This is a genomic window from Magnetospirillum sp. SS-4 (assembly GCF_902729425.1).
Lineage (GTDB): Bacteria > Pseudomonadota > Alphaproteobacteria > Rhodospirillales > Magnetospirillaceae > Phaeospirillum.
In genome coordinates, this window is the sequence record NZ_CACVCH010000002.1 from 41,983 (window position 1) to 67,942 (window position 25,960).

The 25,960-nt window shown below is 66.0% G+C and carries 23 protein-coding genes; 12 read left to right on the plus strand and 11 right to left on the minus strand.

The window, feature by feature from the left end; genetic code table 11:
• The first annotated feature begins 37 nt into the window (after nucleotides 1–37).
• Nucleotides 38–430, plus strand: coding sequence for a CoA-binding protein (locus tag MTBSS4_RS02345; RefSeq protein ID WP_173981899.1), 393 nt, complete (start codon nucleotides 38–40; stop codon nucleotides 428–430).
• A gap of 24 nt (nucleotides 431–454) precedes the next feature.
• On the opposite strand, the gene MTBSS4_RS02350 is transcribed toward MTBSS4_RS02345, so the two are convergent.
• Nucleotides 455–829, minus strand: coding sequence for a rhodanese-like domain-containing protein (locus MTBSS4_RS02350; protein ID WP_173981785.1), 375 nt, complete (start codon nucleotides 827–829; stop codon nucleotides 455–457).
• A 214-nt stretch (nucleotides 830–1,043) separates the two neighbouring features.
• Here MTBSS4_RS02350 and coxB point away from each other — a divergent pair, with 214 nt between their 5' ends.
• The 4 genes from coxB to MTBSS4_RS02370 are packed head-to-tail and all read left to right on the plus strand — an operon-like array spanning nucleotide 1,044 to nucleotide 4,820.
• Nucleotides 1,044–1,871 carry a cytochrome c oxidase subunit II gene (gene coxB / locus MTBSS4_RS02355; RefSeq protein WP_173981786.1) on the plus strand — a complete coding sequence of 276 codons (828 nt, stop codon included), beginning with the start codon at nucleotides 1,044–1,046 and terminating at the stop codon, nucleotides 1,869–1,871.
• Between the two features lie 5 nt (nucleotides 1,872–1,876).
• Nucleotides 1,877–3,469, plus strand: coding sequence for a cytochrome c oxidase subunit I (ctaD, locus tag MTBSS4_RS02360; RefSeq protein WP_173981787.1), 1,593 nt, complete (start codon nucleotides 1,877–1,879; stop codon nucleotides 3,467–3,469).
• Between the two features lie 5 nt (nucleotides 3,470–3,474).
• Complete coding sequence (locus tag MTBSS4_RS02365) at nucleotides 3,475–4,029, plus strand: cytochrome c oxidase assembly protein (protein WP_173981788.1); 555 nt, start codon at nucleotides 3,475–3,477, stop codon at nucleotides 4,027–4,029.
• Nucleotides 4,026–4,820, plus strand: coding sequence for a cytochrome c oxidase subunit 3 (locus tag MTBSS4_RS02370; RefSeq protein ID WP_173981789.1), 795 nt, complete (start codon nucleotides 4,026–4,028; stop codon nucleotides 4,818–4,820). The genes MTBSS4_RS02365 and MTBSS4_RS02370 overlap by 4 nt, the downstream gene beginning before the upstream one ends.
• A 6-nt stretch (nucleotides 4,821–4,826) precedes the next feature.
• Here MTBSS4_RS02370 and MTBSS4_RS02375 read toward each other — a convergent pair whose 3' ends face one another.
• The 4 genes from MTBSS4_RS02375 to MTBSS4_RS02390 form a co-directional block, all read right to left on the minus strand.
• Nucleotides 4,827–6,014: an EAL domain-containing protein gene (locus MTBSS4_RS02375; protein WP_173981790.1), complete on the minus strand. Its 1,188-nt coding sequence runs from the start codon at nucleotides 6,012–6,014 to the stop codon at nucleotides 4,827–4,829.
• A complete protein-coding gene (locus tag MTBSS4_RS02380; protein ID WP_254432342.1) occupies nucleotides 6,011–8,596 on the minus strand; it encodes a PAS domain S-box protein in 2,586 nt (861 codons plus the stop codon). Before MTBSS4_RS02380 ends, MTBSS4_RS02375 begins: the two co-directional genes overlap by 4 nt.
• A gap of 159 nt (nucleotides 8,597–8,755) precedes the next feature.
• Nucleotides 8,756–8,986, minus strand: a complete 231-nt coding sequence (locus MTBSS4_RS02385; RefSeq protein WP_173981792.1) for a hypothetical protein — start codon at nucleotides 8,984–8,986, stop codon at nucleotides 8,756–8,758.
• Between the two features lie 22 nt (nucleotides 8,987–9,008).
• Nucleotides 9,009–9,758, minus strand: coding sequence for a tRNA1(Val) (adenine(37)-N6)-methyltransferase (locus MTBSS4_RS02390; protein WP_173981793.1), 750 nt, complete (start codon nucleotides 9,756–9,758; stop codon nucleotides 9,009–9,011).
• Nucleotides 9,759–9,872: 114 nt separating this feature from the next.
• Between MTBSS4_RS02390 and MTBSS4_RS02395 the strand changes: the two genes are divergently transcribed.
• Nucleotides 9,873–10,892 (plus strand): polyprenyl synthetase family protein, encoded by a 1,020-nt coding sequence (locus tag MTBSS4_RS02395; RefSeq protein ID WP_173981794.1) that lies wholly within the window; start codon nucleotides 9,873–9,875, stop codon nucleotides 10,890–10,892.
• Here MTBSS4_RS02395 and MTBSS4_RS02400 read toward each other — a convergent pair.
• The 3 genes from MTBSS4_RS02400 to MTBSS4_RS02410 all read right to left on the minus strand — a co-directional run bounded on the left by MTBSS4_RS02400 (nucleotide 10,889) and on the right by MTBSS4_RS02410 (nucleotide 14,926).
• Nucleotides 10,889–11,452: a hypothetical protein gene (locus tag MTBSS4_RS02400; protein ID WP_173981795.1), complete on the minus strand. Its 564-nt coding sequence runs from the start codon at nucleotides 11,450–11,452 to the stop codon at nucleotides 10,889–10,891. The genes MTBSS4_RS02395 and MTBSS4_RS02400 overlap by 4 nt on opposite strands.
• Nucleotides 11,453–11,531: 79 nt before the next feature.
• Complete coding sequence (trpE, locus tag MTBSS4_RS02405; RefSeq protein ID WP_173981796.1) at nucleotides 11,532–13,052, minus strand: anthranilate synthase component I; 1,521 nt, start codon at nucleotides 13,050–13,052, stop codon at nucleotides 11,532–11,534.
• 2 nt (nucleotides 13,053–13,054) lie between these two features.
• A complete protein-coding gene (locus tag MTBSS4_RS02410; protein ID WP_173981797.1) occupies nucleotides 13,055–14,926 on the minus strand; it encodes a SurA N-terminal domain-containing protein in 1,872 nt (623 codons plus the stop codon).
• A 414-nt stretch (nucleotides 14,927–15,340) separates the two neighbouring features.
• On the opposite strand from MTBSS4_RS02410, the gene MTBSS4_RS02415 reads away from it, so the two are divergent.
• The 3 genes from MTBSS4_RS02415 to MTBSS4_RS02425 are packed head-to-tail and all read left to right on the plus strand — an operon-like array spanning nucleotide 15,341 to nucleotide 20,777.
• Nucleotides 15,341–18,406 carry a PAS domain S-box protein gene (locus MTBSS4_RS02415; RefSeq protein ID WP_173981798.1) on the plus strand — a complete coding sequence of 1,022 codons (3,066 nt, stop codon included), beginning with the start codon at nucleotides 15,341–15,343 and terminating at the stop codon, nucleotides 18,404–18,406.
• Nucleotides 18,407–18,411: 5 nt separating this feature from the next.
• On the plus strand, nucleotides 18,412–19,623 hold the full coding sequence (locus tag MTBSS4_RS02420) for a response regulator (RefSeq protein ID WP_173981799.1): 1,212 nt from the start codon (nucleotides 18,412–18,414) through the stop codon (nucleotides 19,621–19,623).
• A complete protein-coding gene (locus MTBSS4_RS02425) occupies nucleotides 19,620–20,777 on the plus strand; it encodes an HD domain-containing phosphohydrolase (protein ID WP_254432343.1) in 1,158 nt (385 codons plus the stop codon). The genes MTBSS4_RS02420 and MTBSS4_RS02425 overlap by 4 nt, the downstream gene beginning before the upstream one ends.
• Here the strand turns inward: MTBSS4_RS02425 and MTBSS4_RS02430 are convergent.
• The 3 genes from MTBSS4_RS02430 to MTBSS4_RS02440 are packed head-to-tail and all read right to left on the minus strand — an operon-like array spanning nucleotide 20,761 to nucleotide 22,792.
• Complete coding sequence (locus tag MTBSS4_RS02430) at nucleotides 20,761–21,465, minus strand: hypothetical protein (protein WP_173981800.1); 705 nt, start codon at nucleotides 21,463–21,465, stop codon at nucleotides 20,761–20,763. The two genes, MTBSS4_RS02425 and MTBSS4_RS02430, sit on opposite strands and share 17 nt — an antisense overlap.
• Complete coding sequence (locus MTBSS4_RS02435; RefSeq protein WP_173981801.1) at nucleotides 21,462–22,118, minus strand: response regulator; 657 nt, start codon at nucleotides 22,116–22,118, stop codon at nucleotides 21,462–21,464. Before MTBSS4_RS02435 ends, MTBSS4_RS02430 begins: the two co-directional genes overlap by 4 nt.
• Nucleotides 22,115–22,792: a hypothetical protein gene (locus tag MTBSS4_RS02440; protein ID WP_173981802.1), complete on the minus strand. Its 678-nt coding sequence runs from the start codon at nucleotides 22,790–22,792 to the stop codon at nucleotides 22,115–22,117. Before MTBSS4_RS02440 ends, MTBSS4_RS02435 begins: the two co-directional genes overlap by 4 nt.
• Before the next feature lie 182 nt (nucleotides 22,793–22,974).
• Between MTBSS4_RS02440 and MTBSS4_RS02445 the strand changes: the two genes are divergently transcribed.
• From MTBSS4_RS02445 to MTBSS4_RS02455, 3 genes are read left to right on the plus strand one after another with little or no spacing between them, the layout of a single operon-like run.
• Complete coding sequence (locus MTBSS4_RS02445) at nucleotides 22,975–24,153, plus strand: hypothetical protein (protein ID WP_173981803.1); 1,179 nt, start codon at nucleotides 22,975–22,977, stop codon at nucleotides 24,151–24,153.
• On the plus strand, nucleotides 24,153–25,133 hold the full coding sequence (locus MTBSS4_RS02450; RefSeq protein ID WP_173981804.1) for a mitochondrial fission ELM1 family protein: 981 nt from the start codon (nucleotides 24,153–24,155) through the stop codon (nucleotides 25,131–25,133). The genes MTBSS4_RS02445 and MTBSS4_RS02450 overlap by 1 nt, the downstream gene beginning before the upstream one ends.
• Nucleotides 25,130–25,948 carry a serine protease gene (locus MTBSS4_RS02455; protein ID WP_173981805.1) on the plus strand — a complete coding sequence of 273 codons (819 nt, stop codon included), beginning with the start codon at nucleotides 25,130–25,132 and terminating at the stop codon, nucleotides 25,946–25,948. The genes MTBSS4_RS02450 and MTBSS4_RS02455 overlap by 4 nt, the downstream gene beginning before the upstream one ends.
• The last annotated feature ends 12 nt before the right edge of the window (nucleotides 25,949–25,960 follow it).

The window sequence follows — 25,960 nt, forward strand, 5'->3', positions numbered from 1 at the left end:
CCGCGGAGTTCGATCCTTGACCGACATATCAGACGCCATGCTGCGCGACATCTTCGCCGCCACCAGGACCATCGCGGTGGTCGGGGCCAGCGCCAACCCCGAGCGGGCCAGCCATTACGTCATGGCCTTCCTCCAGGGGCGCGGCTACCGGACGATTCCGGTCAATCCCGGTCTGGCCGGACAGCAATTGCTGGGCGAGACCGTCCATGCCGACCTCGCCTCGATTCCTGTCGCCGTCGACATGGTGGATATCTTCCGCAATTCCGAGGCGGCGGGAGAGATCACCGATCAGGCCATCGCCATCGGTGCCAAGGTGGTGTGGATGCAGTTGGGGGTGGTCAACGACGCGGCGGCGGCGCGGGCACGGGCGGCGGGGCTGCGCGTGGTGATGAATCGCTGTCCCAAGATGGAATTGCCGCGGCTGGGATAGGGACGCCGCGGCGTTTCCCGTCGGTTACCCGCGGCGCAGCGGGCCGCCCATGGACGCCCAGCCCATGATGCCGCCCTGCATGCGGTTGATCTCGCCGTCCCAGCCCGCCGCCGTCAGCAGCCCCGCGGCGGAGCCGCAACGCACGCCGCTGCGGCAATGGATCACCAGCTTCTTGCCGGCCTCGGGCTTGGGCACCCGCGTCGGATTGAACGAGCTGAGCGGCAGATTGATGGCGCCCGGAATGCTTTCGGAAGCGAATTCATTGGTTTCGCGCACATCGATCATCACCACCTCGCCGGCCTCCCACCAACCGCGAATGGTGGCGGGGTCGACCACCCGCACCCGCTCGTCGGCGGGCTGAGCCCCAGCCCCGGAACCGCCAAACAACCGGCTGAACATCGCAATCATCCCATTCCTGTCATTGCCTGGGGGGTAATGTAGCCATCGGCCGCCACTCCACAAGAGGTCTCTGCCTGCGCTTTTTGCATGGGGGGGTATTGGAATGCCGGGGCGGCAACCCCACAAATAAGAATGACTTTAAGGGGCGGCTTTCCGGGCTGCCCCGGTCATCCGCCGGTTCCGGCGGGTCGAGACGGCAGGGAGGGCAGTCCACATGAGACGGTCGGCACTGGCGTGGACGGCGGCGATCGCCGTCGTGTATCTGGCTCGGGCGGCATTCGCCTCCGAGCCGCAATCCTGGGCGATGGGGTTTCAGCCGGCGGCGTCTCCGACCATGGAGCGCATCGCCTCGCTGTCCGATTTCATCAACGTGATCATCATCGCCATCACCTTGCTGGTGGTCGGCCTGCTGGGCTACGCCTGCTGGCGCTTCAGCGCCAGCCGCAATCCCAAGCCGGCGACGTGGGCGCACAACACTCCGCTGGAAGTGGCGTGGACCGCCATTCCGGCCGTCATCTTGCTGCTGATCGCGGTGCCGTCGTTCCGGCTGCTGTACTTCATGGACCGCACCCAGGACGCCGAGATGACGCTGAAGATCATCGGCCACCAGTGGTACTGGAGCTACGAATACCCGGACCACGACTTCAGGTTCGACGCCTTCATGGTCCAGGCCGAGGACCTGAAGCCGGGCCAGCCCCGGCTGCTCGCCACCGACAACGAGGTGGTGCTGCCGGCCGGAATCCCCATCCGGATTCAGATGACCGCCGACGACGTCATTCACGCCTGGGCGGTTCCCGCGTTCGGGGTCAAGACCGACGCGGTTCCCGGCCGCCTGTCCGAGACCTGGGTCAAGATCGACCGGCCCGGAACCTATTACGGCCAGTGTTCGGAACTGTGCGGCGTTAACCACGGCTTCATGCCGATTCAGGTCAGGGCGGTCTCCAAGGAGGAATTCGCCGCCTGGACCCGGGAGGCCAAGCAGAAATTCGCCCGCATCGACGGTACGCCGCCGGTCGCCACCATAGCCTCGGCGAAGGAGTAACCGCCATGAGCAGCACCACTCCCCATGGCTGGCGCCGCTGGCTGTATTCCACCAATCACAAGGACATCGGCACCCTCTATCTGGGGTTCGCGGTGATCGCCGGCCTGATCGGCGGCGCCATGTCGGTGATGATCCGCATGCAGTTGGCCCAGCCGGGGGGCACCGTGTTCGGCGGCGACTGGCACCAGTACAACGTGTTTGTCACCTCGCACGCCCTGATCATGGTGTTCTTCACGGTGATGCCGGCCCTGATCGGCGGTTTTGGCAACTGGTTCGTGCCGCTGATGATCGGGGCGCCGGACATGGCCTTTCCCCGTCTGAACAACATCAGCTTCTGGTTGCTGCCGCCGGCCTTCGCCCTGCTGCTGCTGTCGCTGGTGCAAGGCAGCGGCTCGGGCACCGGCTGGACACTCTATCCACCGCTCAGCACCATCGGCCATCCCGATCCCTCGGTGGATTACGCGATCTTGTCGCTGCATCTGGCCGGCATCAGCTCGGTGCTGGGCGCCGTCAACTTCATCGCCACCATCCTCAACATGCGGGCGCCGGGGATGACCATGCACCGCATGCCGCTGTTCGTATGGTCGATGCTGGTCACCGCCTTCCTGCTGCTGCTGTCGGTGCCGGTGCTGGCGGGGGCGCTGACCATGCTGCTCACCGACCGCAATTTCGGCACCACCTTTTTCGCCCCGGCCGGCGGCGGCGATCCGCTGCTGTACCAGCACCTGTTCTGGTTCTTCGGCCATCCCGAAGTCTACATCATGATCCTGCCGGCCTTCGGCATCATCAGCCAGATCATCGCCACCTTCTCCAGAAAGCCGGTGTTCGGTTATCTCGGCATGGCCTACGCCATGGTCTCCATCGGGGTGGTCGGGTTCGCGGTGTGGGCGCACCACATGTTCACCTCGGGCCTGAACGTCGACACCCGGGCCTATTTCACCGCCGCCACCATGGTCATCGCCGTGCCCACCGGCATCAAGGTGTTCAGTTGGATCGCCACCATGTGGGGCGGCTCCATCACCTTCCGGGTGCCGATGTTGTGGGCGGTGGGATTCATCATGCTGTTCACCATGGGCGGCGTCACCGGCGTGGTATTGGCCAACAACCCGGTGGACGTGGCGCTGCACGACACCTACTACGTCGTCGCCCATTTCCATTATGTGCTGAGCCTGGGCGCGGTGTTCGCCATGTTCGCCGGCTTCTACTACTGGGTCGGCAAGATGACCGGCCACGAATATCCTGAGACGCTGGGACGCATCCACTTCTGGGTGACCTTCATCGGCGTCAACCTCGCCTTCTTTCCGCAGCACTTCCTGGGCATCAACGGCATGCCGAGACGGGTTCCCGACTATCCCGACGCCTTCGCCGGCTGGAACATGGTGTCGTCCATCGGCGCCTACATCGCCTTCGCCGGCAGCGTGTTCTTCCTGGTGGTGGTGTGGCGGACCTTCGCCGCCGGCCGCAAGGTCGAGGCCAATCAATGGGGGGATGGCGCCACCACCTTGGAATGGACGGTCAGTTCGCCGCCGCCGGTTCATTCATTCGAGACGCAGCCCCGAATCGGCGGCAGTCCCCACCTCACCTCGGCGGCGGAGTAGGGGCCATGACCCGCGGCATGGCGATGACGGTGGCGGCGACGGTGGCGGTGGTTCTGGCCATGTCCGGTCTGGTGGCGGCCAGCGTGCCGCTCTACCGGGCGTTCTGCGAGGCCACCGGCATCGGCGGGCAGCCCAGGCAGGTGGCCGCCACCTCGGCGGTCCCGGTGGGGCGCGAGGTCACCATCCGCTTCGACGCCTCGGTGGCCAAGGGCCTGGCGTGGCGCTTCGCCCCGCAGGTCCGCGAAATGACGGTCCACCTGGGCGAGGACAGCCTGGCGGTGTTCACCGCCACCAACCTGTCGGATCATCCGGTTACCGGCACCGCGGTGTTCAACGCCACCCCAGACAAGATCGGACGCTACGTCGCCAAGATCGAGTGTTTCTGCTTCACCGAGCAGGTGCTGCAACCGGGCGAGACCGTTCACATGCCGGTCAGCTTCGTGATCGACCCCGCCATGGCCGAGGACCCCCATGCCGGCGAGGTCGGCACCATCACCCTTTCCTACACGTTCTTCCGGGCCGAGGCGCCCGTCACTGGAACTGGAAGAGGACGGTCATGAGCCACGCACCCCACTCCCATCCCTACCATCTGGTCGATCCCAGCCCCTGGCCGCTGCTGGGCGGCGTGTCGGCCTTCGTGCTGGCCTGGGGCGGCGCCCATTACTTCCACAACCGGGATCAGCCCTGGGGGCTGCTGCTGGGGCTGGCGCTGCTGCTGTTCACCATGTTCGCGTGGTGGCGCGACGTGGTGCGCGAGGCCCGATCGGCCGGCACCCACACCGCCGAGGTCCGGCACGGCCTGAAGATCGGCATGGTGCTGTTCATCGCCTCGGAGGTGATGTTCTTCGCCGCCTTCTTCTGGGCGTTCTTCCATTCCAGCCTGAAGGTCGGCCCCATGGTCAGTCAGTGGCCGCCGGCGGGAATCGAGGTGCTGGACACCTGGCACATCCCCTTCGTCAACACCCTGATCCTGATGAGTTCCGGCCTGACCCTGACCCGGTCGCACCATGCCCTGATCCGGGGCGAGCGGAGCGTCAGCGTCCGCTGGCTGGCGGCGACCATCGTTCTGGGAGTGATCTTCCTGGGATTGCAGGCATACGAATACGGCGTCGCGGTGTTCGCCTTCACCGACGGCATCTATCCGTCGGTGTTCTACATGGCCACCGGCTTCCACGGCTTTCACGTCCTGGTCGGGGTCTGCTTCCTGGGGGTGTGCCTGGGGCGGACGCTGAGCGGCGACTTCACCGCCGAGCGGCATGTGGGATTCGAGGCGGCCGCCTGGTACTGGCACTTCGTCGACGCGGTGTGGATCTTCCTGTTCGTATGGGTCTACTGGTGGGGCAACGGCTGACGACGCCTATTCCCACTCGAACGCCTCGGCGGGGCGGGGGCGTCCCAGCAGGTATCCCTGGGCCTCCTCGCAGCCGAGGCCGGTGATCATGGCCATCTGCGCCTCGGTCTCGACTCCTTCGGCGACCACCTTCATGCCCAGGCGATGGCCCAACTGCACCGAGCTTTCGACGATGGCCAGCGAGCCTTCCTCGACCAGCGCCTTGGCGATGAAGGCCTGGTCCACCTTGAGTTCGGTGAAGGGGCCGTGCTGAAGCTGCTTCAGCGACGAATAGCCGGTGCCGAAATCGTCGATGGACAGCCCGAACCGGCGCATGCGCAACCGGGTCAGCACGTCGAGCGAGGCGGTGTAGTCGCTCATCAGGGCGGTTTCGGTGATTTCCAGGGTGATGGTGTCGGGAAACAGCCCCCGCGACGTCACCTTGCGCAGCAGCACTTCGGGCAGGTCGAGATTGCGCAGCGACAGCGGCGACAGGTTGAGGGCGATGCGCGGCTGAATTCCCTGTCCGCGCCACGCCCGGCATTGGTCCAGCGCCTGATCGATGATGGTCCCGGTCAGCCGTTCGATCAGCCCTTCCTTCTCGGCCAGCGGAATGAACTGGTCGGGGCCGATGATGCCACGATCGGGATCGATCCAGCGGGCCAGCACCTCGGCTCCCTTCACCATCCGGTCGGCGACGCCGAACTTGGGCTGGAAATAGGGCGTCACATGCCCCTGGGCCAGGGCGGCGTCCAGGGCGGCGGCATCGGGAACGTAGCGGCTGGCGGCGCGTTCGGCCACCGCCGGGCGGATGGGGTCGTCCACCGCCGCCAGGATGTCGTAGAGCGCGGCCAGATCGGCCAGCACGAACGGCTTGTGCAGAACCCCGGCCACCTTGAGGCCGCGTCCTTCGGCCAACCGGCGGGCGGCGTCCAGCACATGGACGTCGTGACCGCTCATCAGCACCAGATGGGCGGCGGAATTGTTGTCGCCGAGGAAACGGATGATCTCGATGCCGTCCATTCCGGGCATGGCCAGGTCGAGGAAGATGCCGCGCAGGTCGATGGAATAGCGGCAGGCGAAGTCCTCGAAATTATCGCACCATTGGGTGGCGAAGCCCATGTCGTCGCCGACATCGGCGACCAGTTCGCACATGTCGCGCTCGTCGTCGAGGATAAGGACGGGCGGGCGTCTGGTGCCGGCATTATCCGTCATGATGGCGGGGTCTCCTGGGATGTGTCGAGCACCTCGCGGACGAGGCGGGCCAGATCAGCCTTGCCGTAAGGCTTGACCAGCAGATGCCGGTGAAGCTCGGAAGCGGCGCCGGGCCGGTTGTGGGCATATCCGGTGAAACCGGAGGTGAACACCACCTTGCAGCGCCGTCCCAATTCGCGGACGCGGCGTTCAAGCGCGAAGCCGTCGATGCCGTGGGGCATGACGACGTCGGTGAACAGAAGGTCGATATCGTCGCTCCGTTCCAGGATGGTCAGCGCCTCGGCGGGATTGCCGCAGACGATGGTGCGGTAGCCGAGGTCGGAAAGGAATTCCCCGGCGATCTCGGCCAGATGGATCTCGTCATCCACCACCAGCACGGTTTCGGCGCCGCGCGGCATGGCGTTCGCCGTTTCGTCGGTGACGGCGGGGCTTGCCGGGGCGGCGACGGTCAGGCGCGGCAGATAGAGCCGGAAGGTGGTGCCGGTTCCCACCTCCGAATAGGCGCGGATATGGCCGCCCGAGCGCTTGGTGAAGCCGTAGACCATGGACAGGCCGAGGCCGGTGCCCTTGCCGCGCTCCTTGGTGGTGAAGAACGGCTCGAAGATGTGGTCCAGCACGTCCTTGGCGATGCCGGTGCCGGTGTCGCTGACCGATACCGCCACGTAGTCGCCGGCGGTCAGATTGGGATCGATGCGCCGGTATTCCGGGGCGATGACCAGATTGGCCGCCTCGATGATCAGCAATCCGCCGTCGGGCATGGCGTCGCGGGCGTTGATGGCCAGGTTGAGCAGGGAATCCTCGAACTCGCTGCGGTTGATTTCGGTCATCCACAGATCGGGGGCCAGCACCGTCCGGATTTCCACCCTTCGGGTCAAGGTCCGTTGCAGCATCTCGTGCATGCCGGTGATGACCTCGCCGACATCGCAGGCGGCCTTGCCCTGACTGGCCTGATCCTGTCGCGAGAAGGCCAGCAGGCGCCGGGTCAGGTCGGCGCCGCGCCGGGCGCTGTTCAGGGCGGTCGCGACCCGCTTGGAGGCCTTCTCGTTGTCGGCGACGCTCTTTTCCAGCAGTTCCAGATTGCCGGCGATGATGCCCAGCAGATTATTGAAGTCATGGGCGATGCCGCCGGTCAGATGCCCGACCGCTTCCAGCTTCTGCGAGCGTTGCAGCGCCGCCTCGGTGCGTTTCTGGTCGGACAGGTCGCGGATGAAGGCGGTGAACAGCCCGTGATCGGGCAGGTGGGTTATGGTCAGTTCCACCGGCAGGATGGTTCCGCCGGCATGCAGCGCCGTCATTTCCAGCCGCTGGCCGATCAGCCGCGACGGCTGTCCCGACACCACCCGGGCGAAGCCGTGCAGGTGTGCCTGGCGATGTTCTTCCGGAATGATCACGTCACTGACCTCGTGGCCGATGACGGCTTCCGCCCGGACGCCGAAGATGCGTTCGGCGGCGGGGTTGAATTCGACGATGCGGCCGTCGCGGTCGACGGTGACGATGGCGTCCAGGGCCGCGTTGAGAATACTGGTCTTGACTTCCTTGCTGGCCTGGAGCGCCCGCTGCGCCGCCAGTTGCTCGCCGATGTCGCGGAAGGTGATCACCGCCCCCCGCGCGCCGTCCGGCCGGTCGATGGGGGTGGTGGTGTAATGGATGGGAACGCTGCCGCCATCCTTGCGCCAGAACACCTCGCCCTCGACGCTGCACTTGGCGCCGTCGCGCAGCGTCGTGGTCAGCGGGCAATCCTCGGCGGGGTAGGGGCTGCCGTCGACGTGGCTGTGATGCAGCAGCTGATGGGAATCCCGGCCGATCATCTCGTCGGCGCCGTAGCCCACCATCTCCTCGGCGGCGCGGTTGACGAAGATGACGCGGCCGCCAGGGTCGAGGCCGATGACGCCTTCTCCCACCGAACCGAGAATCAGGCGGGTCTGCTCCTCGGCGGCGCCGTGGGCGAGCAATTCCTGGCGCAGGCGGTTCGACATGGGTCTGAACACCCCGAACCAGGCGAAGACGAGGGCTCCCATCTGGACCAGGAGGCCGACGGAGACGTAGCGCTGCAAGCGGGAGGCGTTGGCGCGGCTTTCCATCTCGTAGCGGGCCACCACCTTTTCCAGCCCGGGCAGCAGCACGTTGCGGGCCATGTCCGAAAGATTTTGCAGCAACGGATCTTCGGCCTGGGTCGCCTCGTCGGCGGTCTCGGCATAGTTGCGGGCGAAGATGACGAAGTTGCGGACGCCGGAATCAAGCGCGGTGGCCGGGCCGAAATACAGTTCCCACAGTTCGGGCGACATGCCGCGGCTGTTGCTCTCGTTGATCAGAAAGGCCTGGGCCTCCTTCATCTCGGTGGCGCTGTCGGCCATCAGCTCGCGGAACCGGGCCCGTTCCTCCGGGGCGGCTCTGGCCGCGCTCTGAAAGCCGTAGGCGATGATCCGTTGCGACAGCATGCGCTGGCGTCCCGCCACGTTGATCAGGGTGCCGTCGTCGAACAGATAGGCGACCGTCCATTCCAGGGTCTGGTAGCCGCCCAGCGCCAGAACCAGCAAGGTCGCCAGCACCGCCGCCTGCCGTCGGACCAGGGTGGCCAGCAATATATGGGTTCTTGACCGGACCTCCCCCATGGGGCGAATTCCATCCTGAGCAATATATATCAATCAGCCTATGGCTTAGGCCAATGTCGGCATATTAAATACCGGTATCTGATGTTTATCAAGTTGTCGTCATGGCGCGGGCGACGGGGATTACCGGTTTCAATACGGGCAATCGGAGCGTCCGCACGACTTTGCCGACCCGGCCGGCTGCCAGGTGCCGCAGGCCCGGCATTCCACCAGGGTTTCAGCCTCGATTCCGAAGACGGCCTGGGCCGGTTCGGGAGGCGGCGGCGGTTGGCGTCGCTTCAGTTCGGCCACGCGGGTCAGATGGCGAAATCCGAACCAGATGATGGCGATCACCGCGACGGTGAGGAGAAACTTTCCAAACATGATCCCTTATGGCCCGCGTGGTTCAGGGAATCAAGCCCGCCTTGCCGCGCAGGATCGCCTCGGCTTCGTCGGCATAGGCGCCGTCGGGCCGGTGCAGGACCAGTCCGGGCAGCAACTCCATGGGAGCCTTGGACCCCTTGCGGCCCCGCACGATCACCCGACCGGCCGGACGGTCCGGCTTGGGCCACAGCGGCAGGATGCGGACCTCGCCGATTCCCCGCCCGGCCAGGGCCGCCAGCAAATCGCCCAACCGGTCGGCGCGATGGATGACGCTCAGCCGTCCCTTGGGTCTCAGCAGGCGGACTGCCGCCTTGATCCAGCCGGCCAGATCCAGGTCGCCCTCCACATTGGCGACGGCCTTGACGGGGCCGGGGGGCGACGTGCCCCGGCCCTCGCGATGGAAGGGCGGATTGGTCATGACGTGGTCGAACGGCCCGAGGTCGAGGGAAGGGGCGGCCGCCGATCCTTCCACCACCTTGAATTCGGCGGCGCGGCCGTTGGCCTCGGCGTTGATGCGGGCCAGCATCGCCAGTGCCGGCTGGATTTCCAGCCCGGTAACCCGCAGGTCGGGGTGGCGGGCCAGCAGGCACAAGGCGGCAGCGCCGACGCCGCATCCGAGGTCGAGGACATGGTCGCCGTTCCGCGCCGACACCGCCGCCGCCAGCAGGACCGGGTCGATGGCGGCGCGATAGCCGTCGGCCGGCTGGTGCAGGATCACCGTTCCGTCCAGCAGGCGGTCCTCGGTGATGGTCATGGCGGGCGGGAAGGGCATGAATTCGTCCGAAACCTGGATAGGGGAGTGATGTAAGCTTGACCGGCTTTCCGCCGCGACACTATGTTCGTCCCGCGGGTAGGTCTTGGCCCGCGCGGGAGGAGATTCGGCATCGTGGCGATCGTGGTCAATCTTGAGGACGAGCGCGGCAAGAAGTCAAAAAGCTTCGATGCGCTGGTGGCTTTGGTCAAGGACGACTTGCAGAAGGTCAACAAGACCATTGTCGAGCGCATGCACAGTCCGGTGGCGCTGATCCCTCAACTGGCCGGCCACATCGTCGCCGCCGGCGGCAAGCGGTTGCGTCCGGTGCTGACCCTGGCATCGGCCAGGCTGGCCGGCCATGCCGGCGAACGTCACGTCAAGCTGGCCGCCTGCGTCGAGTTCATCCACACCGCCACCCTGCTGCATGACGACGTGGTCGATGAATCCGACCTGCGGCGCGGCCAGGCCTCGGCCAATGCCCTGTTCGGCAACAAGCCCAGTGTGCTGGTGGGCGATTTCCTCTTCTCGCGCTCGTTCGAACTGATGGTGGAGGATGGGTCGCTGGCGGTGCTGGCGATCTTGTCGCGGGCGTCGTCGGTGATCGCCGAGGGCGAGGTGCTGCAACTGATCACCACCAACGACACAGAGACCAGCGAGGATGCCTACCTGGAGGTGATCCGCTCCAAGACCGCCGCCCTGTTCGCCGCCGCCTGCCGCATCGGCGCGGTGGTGGCCGAGCGTCCGAAGGTCGAAGAAGAGGCGCTGGAATCCTATGGCCTCAACCTGGGAATCGCCTTCCAGTTGATCGACGACGTGCTGGATTACTCGGCCAAGCAGGCGGTGCTGGGCAAGACGGTGGGGGACGATTTCCGCGAGGGCAAGATCACCCTGCCGCTGATCCTGGCTTTCCGGCGTGGCGACGAGGAGCAGCGGACGTTCTGGCGCCGTTGCGTCGAGGACCTGGAGCAGCGGGACGGCGACCTGGACCATGCCATCGCCCTGATGGAGAGGCACGGCAGTCTGGCCGCCACCGTCGCCCGCGCCCGCCATTATGGCGAGATCGCCCGCGATGCCCTGGGCATCTTTCCCGACTCGCCGGTCAAGCAGGCCATGCTGGACGTGATCGATTTCTGCATCGATCGGGCGTATTAGCCGAGCTTCGGTTCTTCCTCTCGCGCCATTCGGCGCAGCAGGGCAAGGCCGTCCTCCAACCCGTCCATGTGGTGATCGAGCCATTTGCGGCCCAGCGGGCCGTTGAACGGCCACGCCGCGCAGCGCGAGGCGCGGGCCGCCATCTCGCACTCATAGGCGTGGATGATGCCGTTGATCTGATGGCGCCGCAATATCGGCGGAAGGACGTCGAGGAAAGCAAGCTTCAGCCGCAATCCCGCCTGTCCGAACGCGCTGAGCGGGGCCGGAACCGGCTGGGTCAGCAGGTCCAGCAGGCGGCGGCGGCCCGATCCGGTCAGCGACAGTTTTTCTTCACCGGGCGGGCAGGAGAGGTGGCCGTGCTCCACCAGCGCTTCGACGGTGTCGAACACCACCTGGCCGGTGGGCGACCACAGCGGCCCGGCCAGGGCCTCGACCGCCAGTCCCACATCCTCGATGGTGATCGGGCCGCGTTCGGCGCAGCCCAGCGCCGCCAGCCAGATATAATCCGACGGCGTCATCAGACGCGGCGCGATGCTGGGCTGGCGGTCGATAAATCCCATGGCGTCACCTATGAATGCAATTGCGAATTAATCGCAATATGTCATGAAGCGACCTTCCGGACAAGAGAAAACGCGCGAGCTATTGCCTGACCAAGGTGTAGTTGAGGGCGTCCTCGGCGGCGCGCACCAGGGCGCGGGCCTTGTTCATGCACTCCTCGTGCTCGGACAGCGGCACCGAATCGGCGACGATGCCGGCGCCGGCCTGAACATACATGGTGCCGTCCTTGACCAGGGTGGTCCGGAGCGCGATGCAGGTGTCCATGTTGCCGTTGCCGTCGAAATAGCCGATGGCGCCGGCATAGAACGAGCGCCGCTCGGTCTCCAGTTCGTCGATGATCTCCATGGCCCTGATCTTGGGTGCGCCCGAGGTGGTGCCGGCGGGAAAGCCGGCCATCAGCGCGTCCATGGCGTCGCAATCCGGGCGAATCCGGCCTTCGACATTGGAAACGATGTGCATGACGTGGGAGTAATACTCCACCGCCATCTTCTTGGTGACCGAGACCGAGCCGATGGCGGCGACCCGCCCGACGTCGTTGCGGCCGAGGTCGAGCAGCATCAGATGCTCGGCCAGTTCCTTGGGGTCGGCCAGCAGGTCGGCGGCCAGTTCCTCGTCCTCGGTGGGGCTGGCGCCGCGCCGCCTGGTGCCGGCGATGGGGCGGATGGTCACCCGTTCATCCCTGAGACGGACCAGGATTTCCGGGCTGGACCCCACCAGCTGGAAATCGCCGAAGTCGAGGAAGAACAGGAATGGGCTGGGATTGAGCCGGCGCAGCGAGCGGTACAGCGAGAACGGCGGTAGCCGGAACGGTACCGCCAGGCGCTGGGACAGCACGACCTGGAAGACGTCGCCGGCGTCGATGTATTCCTTCGCCTTCGCGACCATGGCGCAGTAATGCTCGGGCGACACGCCGGGAACCGGCACCGGCTGGTGCTCGGCCCGCGACGCGCCGGCATAGGTGTGGGGCAGGGGGCATTCCAGCGCCTCGACCACATGCTCCAGGCGTTCCGAGGCAAGGTCCCAGGCCGCCTGCGCGTCCATGCCGGGGCGCGGCCATACCGAGGCCACCGCTGTCAGGGTGCCGTTGACGTTGTCGAACACCGCCATGACGGTGGGGCGCATGAAGATGCCGTCGGGGATGCCGATGGGGTCTGGATTGGAATCGGGCAGCCTTTCCACCAGCCGCACCATGTCGTAGGTCATGTAGCCGATCAGGCCGGCCGACATAGGGGGGAGATGGGGCGGCGTATCGATGCGGCATTCCGCCACCAGCGCCCGCAGGCTGTTCAGCGTGCCCGAGGTCTCGGCCACCGGGCAAGGCGTGAAGCCGCTGGATTTGGAACGGGCGTTGCGATTGATCCAGGCGCGGTTGCCCTGGCATTTCCAGATCAGGTCGGGCTTCAGCCCCAGGATGGAGTAGCGGCCGCGCACGGCGCCACCCTCCACCGATTCCAGCAGGAAGGCGTTGGGTTGGCCGTTGGCCAGCTTGAGGAACGCCGAGACCGGCGTCTCCAGGTCGGCGACCAGGACGCGCCAGACCACCTGGGGCTTGCCGGCATCGTAGGTGGCGGCAAAGTCAGGGAAGTCGGGCTGGAGTCTCATGATCACTCTTCGCGGGAAAGCTGGGACCGGTCGACCTTGACGCCGAACGTGGTATTCAGGGCGGAGACATACTGGTCGGCGATGTCGGCGCCCAGGGATTGCGCCACCCGGCGGCCGGCGGCCTCGGTGATCGGCGGATTGGCCTTGGAATCGAACGGTTCGATCCTGGCGAGGCGGGCGACCAGGGTGGCCGATTGCTGGCTGCCGATGGCGACGCCGCCGGGCTGGACTCGGAACAGCTCGGCGATGATGGCGGGCGGCAGGGTCGATCCCTCGGCCGGTTCGCGGCCGAAGGGCTGGGTGGTCTCGACCTTGGCGCCGACCGACTGGGCCAGGGCGGTGATGGATGATCCGGACTTCAGCTTTTCCGCCAGGGCCTCGGCCTTCTGCCGGGCGAGGTCGTGGCGGCGCTCGGCCTGCCAGGTGGCCACCACCTCGGCCTTGATGTCGGCGAGCGGCTTGGGCGCCGGCGCCGTCACGCCGTCGACGCGCAGCAGGAAGTAGCCGCCGCTGCGCAGCTCGGTCAACGGGCTTTCCGTGTTGGGTTCGGTCTGGAAGGCGACGTCGAGGAACTGGTCCGACTTGGGCAGGTCGCCGATCTGCTTGCCGTTGGGGCCGCGCCCGCCGGCGTCCACCGCCGGAAACTTGGTCAGCTTCAGGTCGAAGCGCTTGGCGGCCTCTTCCAGGGTGGCACCGCCGCCCAGGGCGTCCTCGACCTTGTTGGCCAGCTCGCCGAGGCCGTCCAGCGACTTCTCGCGCAGCAGGTCCTGTTCCAGTTGCTCCCTGACCTCGTCCAGGGTGCGGGTTCGGGCGGCCTGAATCTGGCTGATTTTCACCACATGCCAGCCCAGGGCGGTCTTGACCGGCTGGCTGGTGCCGCCGGCAGGCAGCTTGAACACCGCCTCGGCCAGGCCTTCGGGCAGGTCGCCCTTTTCCACCGAGCCGAGATCGATGCCCTGGCTGTCCAGCGCCTTGGCGATGGCGTCGAACGACTTGCCCTGGGTGACCATGTCGGCGGCCTTGGCGGCGGCGGCCTGGCTGTCGATCACGATCTGCGAGACCTGCCGGCGCTCGGGGGTGTTGAATTCCTCCTGGCGCTGCTGATAGGCCTCCTTGATCATCGTCTCGTCGATGGCGATGGAGCCGGCGACGTCGACCGGTTGCAGCAAGAGAACGGTCAGGGCGCGGTATTCCGGCGCCATGAAGCGGCTGGTGTTTTCCTTGTAGTAGGATTCCAGCTCGGTGATTCCCGGGGCCGCCGGCAGGGGGACGGATTCGTCGCGCACGGTGATGATTTCGGCCACCCGGCGCTCTTCGCGCCAATGCAGCAGCGGCGTCAGCAGGGTGGACGGCGCGACGATGCCGGACCCCAGGGTGCTGGCCATCTGGTTGCGGACCATGTTGGAGCGTTCGGCCCGCATGAAGGAATCTTCCGAATAACCGATCCGGCCGAGGCGGGAGCGGAACAGGTCGCGGTCGAACTGGCCGTTGGCGCCACGGAAGGCGGGGTTGGCGGCGATCTGGCGGATGATGGATTCATCGTTGGCGACCAGACCGAGGGAGCGGGCCGCCTCGTCGATCAGGGAACGGGTGATCAGGGAATCTATGGTGCGTTCCATCATGCCCATCTTGCGGGCGTCGTCGGCGTTCAGCTTGCCGCCGAACAGGGGTTGCAGGCGCTCGACCTCGCGCTTGAACTCGGTATTGACTTCGCTGGCGCTGATGGCGGTCTTGCCCACCTCGATGGCCGGGCCGCGCGACCCGCCGCCGCGAACGACGTCGCCGACGCCCCAGGCCACGAAGGACAAGGCGAGAAGAGCGAACAGCAGTTTGACGACCCAGGTCTTGGAGGCGTTGCGAAATACATCCAGCATCGAGTTCAACCAGATCCCGGGAGAAAGAGGGAAGGCGACCGCGCCCCTCCCCCACGGGAGGCGGTCCTTTTGGAAGCGCGCATAATAAGGGGGGGGGAGGGGGGCCGCAATATGGAAGTGCGGAGACTGTCGACGGCGCGTGACCCGGCCGGATTCCGAAGGCCCTGCGGAGGCGGATGCGATGGAGCGCCCATGTCAATTCACCCATTAACAATTATGACACATACGGCCAAAATCCTGTTTGCCGGGCGGCTCCTATAGTCGCGACTGACCGGTGGTCTGACCACTGTCGCTGATTTCGCGATCATCCGGATGGTTGCCGGCCCCGGTATGTGACATTGTTAAAAGTTGGTGCCGCGGCGCCCTTGCCTCTATGCCGGTTGGAGGGGCGGACGCGATAATCTTGGAGCTTGAATGCACAAGCTGCTGGCCCGTCAACTCCGCAAGGCCGCCGAGGGAAGTCCCGACGGCACGGTGGATCTGGCCCGTCTGGTCGCCATGGTCGATCTCGCCTACGACGAGTCCGACCGGGAACGCCGCCTGAAGGACCGTGCCCTCGACGTGATGCAGGCCGAGGTGGACCAACTGAGCCAACGGGTGGCCGAACAGGCCGAGGCGCGTTTCAACCTGCTGATGGACAATGTCGGCGAGGCGGTGATCGTCATCGGCGCCAGGGGGCATATCGAGGGGTTCAACCGCGAGGCCGAGAAGATTTTCGGCTACGTCGCCGCCGAGGTGATGGGGCGAAACATATCGTGCCTGATGCCGTCCGACCTGGCCGCCGTCCACGACGCATTCCTGGCGGGATCGAAAAAGGACAGCAACACGCGCGTTCTTGGTCAGGGGGGGCGGGAACTGCTGGGAGCCCGCAAGGGGGGCGAGATATTTCCCGTCGAGATCGCCATCGGCGAGGTCTCGACCGGCAGCCATCGCCAGTTCATCGGGGTCGTCCGCGACATCACCCTGCGCAAGCAGGCTGAAATCGAGCTGCGGGAAAGCGAGAGCCGGTTCCGCGATCTGGCGGGATCGGCCTCCGACTGGTTCTGGGAAAGCGATGCCGATCACCGCCTGACTTTCGTGTCCGACCGGATCGGCAGCGTGCTTGGCGTCAAGCCTGTCGCCATCTTGGGGCATACCTGGTTCGAGATCGGCCTGGACGACCATCCCGAGCGTGCCGCCGCCCACTGGAACGACCTGCGCTCGCACGCAAGTTTCCGCGATCTGGTCTTTACCGTCGGCCCCCCGGACGGCAAGGACCGCAAGGTCATCCGCCTCAGCGCCATTCCCATGTTCTCGCACGATGGCGCCTTTCTCGGGTATCGCGGTGTCGGCGCCGACATCACCCGCGAGGCGGCGGCGGTCGAACGGGCCATTCAGGCGCGGGAACAGTTGCGCGACGCCATCGACAGCATCACCGACGCCATCGCCGTCTACGACAGCAGCGAGAAACTGGTGATCTGCAACCAGGCCTATGCCGATACCCTGGACCGTTCCCATGAATTCCTGTTTCCGGGAATCTCGTTCGAACAGGTGCTGAGGAACGGCCACCAGCGCAGATTCTTCGACATCGGAAACCAGGATTTCGACGAATGGCTGGTTGGCCGCATCAACCGTTTCCGCAACGCCGACGGCCGTTCGTTCATCGTCAAGCTGTCGGGAGACCGCTGGGTGCAAAGTCGGGAATGCCCGACCAGCGGTGGCGGCGTGGTGGCGGTTCGCACCGACATCACCGATCTGAAACGTCGCGAGGAGGATCTGGACTTCCTGCGCCGGCGCTACGAACTGATCCTGGATTCGGCGGGAGAGGGGATCGTCGGCCTCGACCATTGCGGCCGCGTCACCTTCGCCAACCGCATGGCCGGGGAAATCCTCGGCCGCGCCTGCGCCGAGATGATCGGCCAGTGCTTCCATTGCCTGGTCCATCCCGATCCGTTGCGGTGCGAAGGCCCATGCCCGGCCTCGGCCTCGCCGGTGGTCGAGGCCTATCTGAGCGGCATCCCCGGCCAGGTCAGCGGCGAGGTGGTCCGCGACAGTGACGGCCAAACCATTCCGGTGGATTACTTCGTCGCGCCCATCATCGACAAGGACCAGCCGTCGGGGGCGGTGCTGGTGTTCCGTGACGCCACCCTGCGGCTTCAGTTCGAGCGGGGCCAGGAGGAGTTGCAGCGCGAGCTGTCCTATCTGGTGGCGGAGCGCACCAGGGAGCTTCAACGCGAGATCGATACCCGGGCGCGGACCGAAACGGCCCTGCGGGCGTCGCGGGAACGGTTGAAGGCCATTACCGACAGCCTGTTCGAAGGGGTTCTGGTGCTGGACCGGGAGGGGTATGTCTCGTTCGCCAATCCATCCGCCAAGCAATTGCTGGAATGTGGCGATCACGGCACCGACATCGAAGGGTATCCCCTCGATATCCTGATGCGGGTCAGGGCGCCGGCGGGGGATCTTGCATTCAAGGACGCGCCGTTCCACCGGGTGATTCGGGACAATGCCGTCTTTCGCGACGACGATGCCGCCTTCGTCACCGCCTCGGGCAAGGTCTTTTCGGTGGCCTATGCCTGCTCGCCCCTGGGCGAGGACGAGGACAAGAGATCGGTCATCGTTTCGTTCCGCGACATCGAGGCGCTGAAGAAGGCCCAGCGCGAGTCGGTGCAGGCGTCCCGTCTCGCCAGCGTCGGCCAGCTCGCCGCCGGAATCGCCCACGAGATCAACACGCCGATCCAATATGTCGGCGACAATCTCCGTTTCATCAACGACGCCCTCGGCAAGCTGATGCTGGCCATGTCGGCCGGGCGGGAACTGGCGGCCGAAGCCGTGTCCCATCCGGACATGGAAGATGCCGTCGCCAGGTTCGAGGCGGCGTTCCGTTCGGCGAAGGTTCCGTTCCTTCTGACCGAGGTCCCCGCCGCCGTCGCCGAATCCCTCGACGGCGTCGCCCAGATCGCCAGAATCGTCCTGTCCATGAAGGAATTCTCCCACCCCGGCACCCGCAACAAGACCATGGCCGACATGAACCGTGCCCTGGACAGCACGCTGACCGTGTCGCGCAACGTATGGAAGCATGCCGCCGAGGTGGAGCGCGATTTCGACCTCTCGCTGCCGCCGATCCTGTGTTACGCCGGAGAGCTGAACCAGGTGTTCCTCAACCTGATCGTCAACGCCGCCCACGCCGTCGAATCGTCGGGAAAATCCCTGCCCGGCAGGATCACCATTTCCACCTCGCGCCATGGCGATGACGTGGTGATCTCCATCGCCGACAGCGGTTCCGGCGTGCCCGAAGCGATCCGGGAGCGGATATTCGATCCCTTCTTCACCACCAAGGAGGTGGGAAAGGGAACCGGCCAGGGATTGGCCATCTGTCGCGACGTGGTCATGACCAAGCATGGCGGCAGTCTGGAGCTTGCCGACAATGACGGCGGCGCCGCCGTGTTCATCGTCCGCCTTCCCATCAACGGGAATGACGAGCCGGGAGTCGAGGAATGACGGAAATGCTGCGTATTCTGTTCGTCGACGACGAACCTCATATCCTGAAGGGGCTTCGGCGATCCATGGCGGGCATGGACGACGAATGGGACATGACGTTCTGCACCTCCGGCGAGGAGGCGCTGGCGGTGATGCAGCGCGACGCCACCTTCGACGTGGTCATCTCCGACATGCGCATGCCGCGCATGGATGGGGCCGAGTTCCTTGGCGTCGTGCGCCAGCGCCATCCCGAAACCATCAGGGTCATCCTGTCCGGTTACGCCGAGATTGAATCGGTTCTCCGCACGGTCGGGCCGGCTCATATCTATCTCGCCAAGCCGTGCAGTGCCGAGGCCCTTCGCGACGCAATCTCGCGGCCCATTTCGCTGAAACGCCTGCTGTCGACCCCGTCCCTGCGTTCGGTGCTGGCCGGGCTCAGCAACCTTCCAAGCCTGCCGGGCCTCTTCCTTCAACTCGACCAGGAACTGCGCTCGCCCCAGTGTTCGGCCCAGACGGTCGCCGCCCTGATCGACAGGGACGTGGCGATGACTGCGGAATTGCTGCGCCTGACCAATTCCGCCTATTTTTCGGTCGCCAGCCCGGTGACCTCCACGTTGCAGGTGGTTCGCACCATTGGTCTGGAAACCGTCCAGGCGCTGGTGTTGCAGATCGGCATCTTCCGCCAGTTCGCCGGCAGCGCGTCCGTCGGTCCCATCCTTCAGGGACTGACGGATTACAGCCTGGCCATCGCCAATCTCGCCGAGGCCATATCCGTGTCCATGGGGACGGACCAGTCCAAGGCCAAGGCCGCCCATTGCGCCGCCATGCTGTCTCGAATCGGCATCCTGGTTCTGCTGGATGCCTATCCGGAGGTTTACGCCCGCCTGCTGTCGGGGGGCGGAACCGCCTTGCCCCTGCATCAGGCGGAGGAGGAGGCGTTCGGGGCCAGCCACGCCCTGGTCGGGGCCTACCTTCTTGGGCTGTGGGGCTTCGCCCCTCCGCTGGTCGAGGCGGTGGCCTTCGCCGGCACGCCGTCGGCCTGTCCCGGCCACGACAACGACACGCTGACCGCCCTTCACGCGGCGATGGGGCTCGGCCCCGCCCTGTCGGCCCTGATGCCGGTAGAAATTCAAAGCGCCACCGCCCTGGACATGGCATATCTTATCGAGGCTCGCAGGGACGGCCAGGTCATGCTTTGGCGTCGGTTGGCGGCGAATTCCCCGGGGGAGACAAGATGATGGCTGAACGAATCCTGGTGATCGACGACGATCACAACCTGCTGTCAGGATTGCGCCGCCAGCTCAGCGACACCTTCGACATCACCACGGCCCAGGGCGGCGCCGAGGCGCTGGAGGCGGTCCAGGCGGCGACGGCGGCGCAAACGCCGTTCGCCGTCGCCCTGTGCGACATGCGCATGCCGGGAATGGACGGCATCGAAACCCTGAAACGGATCAAGGAACTGGCGCCCGATACCGTCAGGGTCATGCTGACCGGCAACGCCGACCAGCAGACCGCCATCGAGGCCATCAACCAGGGCAATATTTTCCGTTTCTACACCAAGCCCTATCCGGTGGACCAACTGCGCGGCGGCCTGGAAGCCGCCTGCGAGCAATATCGCCTGGTGACGGCGGAAAAGGAATTGCTGGAAAAGACCCTGACCGGAAGCATCAAGGTTCTGGTCGACATCGCCTCGATGAACGATGCCGTGGTCGCCGGCCTGGCGACCCGGCTGCGGGATTGGGTGCGGCTGCTGACCACCGAGTTCAAGATGCCCCACCGCTGGCAGCTGGAAATCGCGGCGACCCTGATTCCCGTCGGGCAGGTGGCGATACCGCCGGAACTTATCGCCAAGAAGCGCTCGGGCGAGGCCCTGACCGAGCTGGAGCTGTCGCTGTTCGAGCGCAATCCGGAGGCGGCCCGCAACCTGATCGCCCATATTCCGCGACTGGCCAAGGTTTCCGAGATCGTCTACCTGCAAGACCGGGGGTTCGACGGCAGCGGCTTTCCTCCCGATGGCCCCACCGGCAACGACATTCCGCTGGATGCGCGCCTGCTGAAGATACTGAAGGATCTGGCCGAGGCCACCGATGGCGGGCCGTTGACCCGCGAGGCCTTCGCCGTCCTGGACAGGCGGCGTTCCCAGTACGATCCGGTCCTGCTGTCCAAGGTCAGGACCTGTCTGGAACGGGTGGTCGACATGATGCCCACGACCGCCATGGAGGTGCCGTTGGCTTCGCTCCGGGCCGGGCAGGTGGTGCTCTCCGACATCAGGCTCGCCAACGGCCACCTGATCCTCTCGGCCAATACCCAGTTGTCGGGGGCTCAGATCGAGCGCTTGCAGAACCTGCGCCGGATATTCACCTTCCTCGAACCGGTCAGGGTCCGGGTCTGACCTCGAACAGATAGCGGAGCTCCTCCAGCTTTTCCTTCAGTACGTAGGGAACCGCCTGGGCGAAGGTGTCGAGGATGGCCAGGCCGTTGACCACGGCGTCCTTCGAGAATGCCGCCCGAATCCGCTCCGACATGCCGATGTTGACCCCCGAGGCCGCCTGGTAGGCCGCCTGTAGGCCGGCAAGGGAGGGCGTGGCGCCGCCTTCGCCCCCCGTCTCGATGAACCGGCCGAGCAGATGGGTCGAGAACGCCCGGTACAGGGTTTCCTCCTCGTTGGCGAAGGGCAGGTGGAAGTGGGCCATTGGCCGGAGGAACGCCAGATGCGGGCAACCGCATGTCGCCCCGATCAGGCCGATCAGGGACGACATTCCCTGCTGCAACGCACCGTGGGCGATGACGGTCCGACGCTCGCTCACCACCTCGACGCTGGCGTTTTCGTAGGAATAGAACTGGTCGAAGTGGGCGATGAAGGGGGAAAGGGCCTGTGCGAAGGGGCAATGCGGAGACTGGCTGGAAACCAGGGGGCAATGGGAGCAGGGGTGAAAGTCCAGGGCCACCCACGCGGCGGCGGCGGCAACCGGGGGCAGGCGCAATTCGAAGGATCGCCGGTCGAAGTCCAGGGCGATGTCCTCGCTTGTTCCGGTGGGGAGGTGAAAGCGATAGAGGATGGTGGTGATGTCGGCGTTCACGTCTCGCTCCGAATCTGTCCCTGGCCGTCTTCCAGGAAATGGGTCCAGCCGCACGCCTTGCAAATACCGAGATGGCCGCTTTCCGCTTGATAATAGGTGATCGTGCTGCCGCATTGCGGGCAGGAGGTGACCCGTTTGGCCCGGAACATGTCCTCGATTCTCGACAGGTCGTGCTCGCGGCCCGCCACTTTCCCGCCGACATCGCTGATCTTGTCGGTCACCGCCTCCAGGGCGCTGGCGATGCGGTCGATGCGGGCCGCCAGCGGGCTGACCTCGGCGGTTCCCTTGCGGCGAAGGACGCTGTGAATCCGCGCCACCAACTCGCGCCGGTCGAATGGCTTGCCGACATAGTCGTCGGCTCCGACCTCCAGCCCGATAACCCTGTCGACGGTATCGTTCAGTCCGGTGACCATGATGATGGCGGCGTCGGTTTCCGCCCGCAGCCGCCGCGCGATGGATATTCCGCCTTCTCCCGGCATCTGGACGTCGAGCAGGACCAGGGTCGCCGGAGTCGCGGCCATCACCGACCAGAATTCGACGGCGTCGGCGCAGGTGCTGACCTGGAACCCCTCGCGTTCCAGGATCTGGCGCAGGGTCAGGCGAATGCCGTCGTCGTCGTCGACCACCGCGATATGGGTTGGAACGGACATCATCGACCTCTTTCCTTGCTTTCCGGCGGCGCCATCGGCAGGCGTAGGCGCACCGCCAGCCGGCCGTCATCGTCCATCACGGCGCTGATGGACACGCCGGCGCGGCGAGCCATCGATCCCGCCTGGCTCAGGTCGGCGTCCTGGCCCGGATGCCCGGCGAGCGGTTCGAACAGGCGGGGCAAGGATGCCGGAGAAGGCGGTGGGCCGTCGCCTTGCAGGGTCAGGATCACCGATTCCCGATCGGTGGAAACCCGCAGCCGGCCCTTTTCCCGTATGAAGGCGGTGGAGTGGTGGGCCAGGGCGTCGAGGGTGGCGAGCAGCTCCGATTCCTCGGCCATGACCGGAATATCCATCGCCGGAGCGTCGATCTCGATTGCCGGCGACGTTTCCGCCAGTTGCCCCAGGATTGCGCTCAGGGCGAGTGGCGACGGGGGAGCGCCGGGTGGACGGGCGAAGTCCTGCAACTTCCGGCAGGTTCCCGCCGCGCCCCGGGCGGCGTTCAGGGCGGTTTCCACCAGCGCGGGGTCATGGGGGCGGCCGGCGGCGGCATCCTCCTGCGCCATTTCCAGGTTGGCGATGATCACCGCCAGGGCATTGTTGAAGTGATGCGCCGCCCTCGCGGCCAGACGGGCCTGCGCCGACAGTTCAAGATCGCGTTCGTCCGATGGAGGAGACATGGGGGAAGGCGTCCCATCCAATGCTTGCCGGAAAGCCAGCTTCCTATACGGTGCCGTCGGGGTCAAGAACAGCCGGGTCACGGTGAAAATCGGGTCTCGGCATCTTGCGCCGGCGGCGGGGGCGGATTAGCGTCGGTGGGTCGGTAAATTGATTCGGCTAAATAGATTCGGATGGTGTGACCATGAGTCCTTCGGACATTGACGGCGTGGTTCCGCCCGCGGGCGGCCTGGCTTGGCGCCTGCACGAGCTTCTGCGCGGCAGTTCCGACGGCGCGGGGCGGCGGCTGAGCTTTCTGGCCCTGGACCCCGCCCGCAAGCATTTCGGTCACGACTGGCCCAGGGTATCCGCGAAGGTGCACGGTATCGTCGCCTCGACCCTGCGGAGTTTTCTGTCCGAGGGCGACGTGTATTCTCTGGCCGATGAGTTTTCCTACATCATAATTTCAAGCAACCGGGAATCGAGCGACTTCGACAAACTGATGGAGGACATCAGTTCGGAGATTTCATCGAGAATGGTTGGAAAGGGAATCGCGAAGGAACTGGTCAGCATCGTTCACCTGAATTCCGGCGGTGATTCGGGGGGCGGCACCCGGCACGGAGAGCATGGGGGAGGGGACAGCGCCGAGATGCACCTGGGCAATATCGAGCGGATAATGAACGAGGCCAGCGTCTCCGGCGACGAATTCAGCCTCGGCAGCGTGACCTACCGTTCCTTCCCGGTGCTGTTCACCGGAACGCTGGCGACGGCGGCGTATATGTGTCTGGCGGAAGCGGTGGGCGAGGACAAGACCAAGCGTTACGGCTACGACGTGCTGCCGTTGGAATCCGATCCCCTTCTTTACGCGGAAATGGATGCCCTGACGGTCGAGTTCGCCGCGAGACTGCTGAAGGACGCGACCGACCGGCAGATGGTCGTTCAGATGCCGGTCCACCGGACGACGCTTTCCTCGAAGAAGTATCGGGAGATGTATCTGAAGATCTGTCACGGCATGCTGGCGAACCGCAAGGACCGGGCCATCTTCGATGTCCACGGCATCGACGAGGGAACTCCGTCCAACCGTATTTCTGAATACATGCAATGGCTGCGCCCCTATGCCCGCGCCATCGCAATCACCGTCGATCCCGATTTTTCCATGATCCCGGCGTTTTCCAGCGTCAACGCCTTGTCCGTCGGCATCGACCTGAGGGCCGTGGAAGCCGACCTTGTCGTTCAGAAGGTCGGAAAGTTCATCGCCCGGGTCAAGGCCGCCAACATGAAATGCCATGTCCATGGCGTGTCGTCGAAGGCGCAGGCAGATTTCTGCCTGAGGCTTGGCGCCGATTACCTGGATAGCGAACTCATCGCCGACAGTCTGATCTGATGCCGGGAGAGCGCCATTCTTCCGCCGATGTCTGGGTCCTGGCCGACGACCGGGCCGGCAACGTCAGCCAGTGCCTGGGCGTGGCCGAGGCGCTGGGCCGTCCCTACGAGGTCAAGGCGATCCGCTACGACCGGCTGGGGGCGCTGCCCAACGCCTTGCGCGGCCGCGGCCTGATGGGGGTGGCGGGGGAAAGTCGGGTCCTGCTGGCGCCGCCCTGGCCCCGGCTGGTGATCGCCGCCGGCCGGCGCACCGCTCCGGTGGCGCGCTGGATCAAGCGGCGCTCGGGGGCCTTCCTGGCCCAGATCATGGACCCCGGCTTTCCCGGACGCGGCGACTTCGACCTGATCGCGGTGCCCGTCCATGACCGTCCCAGGGTGGATTCCCGGCTGCTGCCCATCATCGGCGCTCCCCATCGGGTGACGGCGGCCCGGCTGGAGGCCGAAGCGGTGGCATGGCGCGACCGCTTCGCCCATCTGCCGCGTCCGTGGGTGGCGGTGATCGTCGGCGGCGCCACCCGGCGCAGGCCGTTCCCGGTGGCGATGGCCCGCGCCCTGGGCGAGCGGGTGGCCGGACTGGCCGCCGCCCGTGGCGGCTCGGTGCTGCTGACCACCAGCCGCCGCACCGGAACCGGGCAGGAGCGGGCGCTGGCCGAGTCTCTGCCGGGGCCATGCTGGCCGCACCTCTATTCCCAGGGCGGCGACAATCCTTATTTCGGTTTTCTTGCCCTGGCCGACGCCATCGTGGTGACCGGCGATTCCGTCAGCATGTGCTGCGAGGCCTGCGCTTCGCCGGCGCCGGTCTTCATCTGGGCGCCGGACGGCTGGGTGGCGGCCAAGCATGCCCGGCTGCACGCCAGCCTGTTCGAGCGCGGCATCGCCCGGCCGCTGGAGGCGGCGGACAGCCTGGCCGGCTGGGACCGTCCCCGCCTGGATACCGCCGGCGACATCGCCCGGGCCATTCGGGAAAGGATGGGGACATGAGGCTGCTGGCGGCCCTGCTGATGGTTCTGCTGCCTTGCGTGACCGGCGCCGCCGAACCGGGCGAGGCGGCCGGGCGCCGGTTGCACGGCATCAAGGGCGAGGACCAGCGGGTCCGCATGGAGCCGCGCGAATTTCCCTGGAGCGCCACCGGCCGCATCAATTTCGGCCGGGGCCATTGCAGCGGCACCCTGATCGGTCCCCGGCTGGTGGCGACCGCCGCCCATTGCCTGTGGAACCGCCGGACCCAGCGGACGATGCCGGCATCGGCCTATACCTTCGTCGCCGGCTTCGACCGGGGCGAATACCTCAAGGCGTCCAAGGTCAGGGCGGTGCATCCTTCGCCCGACTGGGTGTTCGGCGATCAGGGCCAGCCGCTGGCGGCGCGGGCCAACGACTGGGCGCTGCTGGAACTGGAAGATCCCGTCGGCGACGAAGTCGGCTGGATCGGGCTGGCCGAGCCCCGGCTGGGCATGGTGGTGGCGGTGGCCGGCTATGGCCGTGACCGCGCCCATGTGCCGCTGGCTCATCTCGGCTGCCGGCTGAGGGAGCAGCCGCTGGCCGGCGTGCTGTTCCACGATTGCGACGCCGTCCAGGGTGAATCCGGCGGCCCGGTCCTGGCCTGGGAGAACTCTCAACTACGTCTGGTGGCCATCAACGTGGCGGTGATTCCGTCAAGGGAAGAGATGGGGGTGGCGGCCAGTATCGCGCCGCTGGCGGCGCTGGCGCGGCGGCTGGGAGCGCCGGGCTCGACCAGACCGGGACCGCTGTCCCTGGATTCCAGCCTGGACCTGCCCCATATCCTGGGTGGTCGATAGTCATGGAGAACC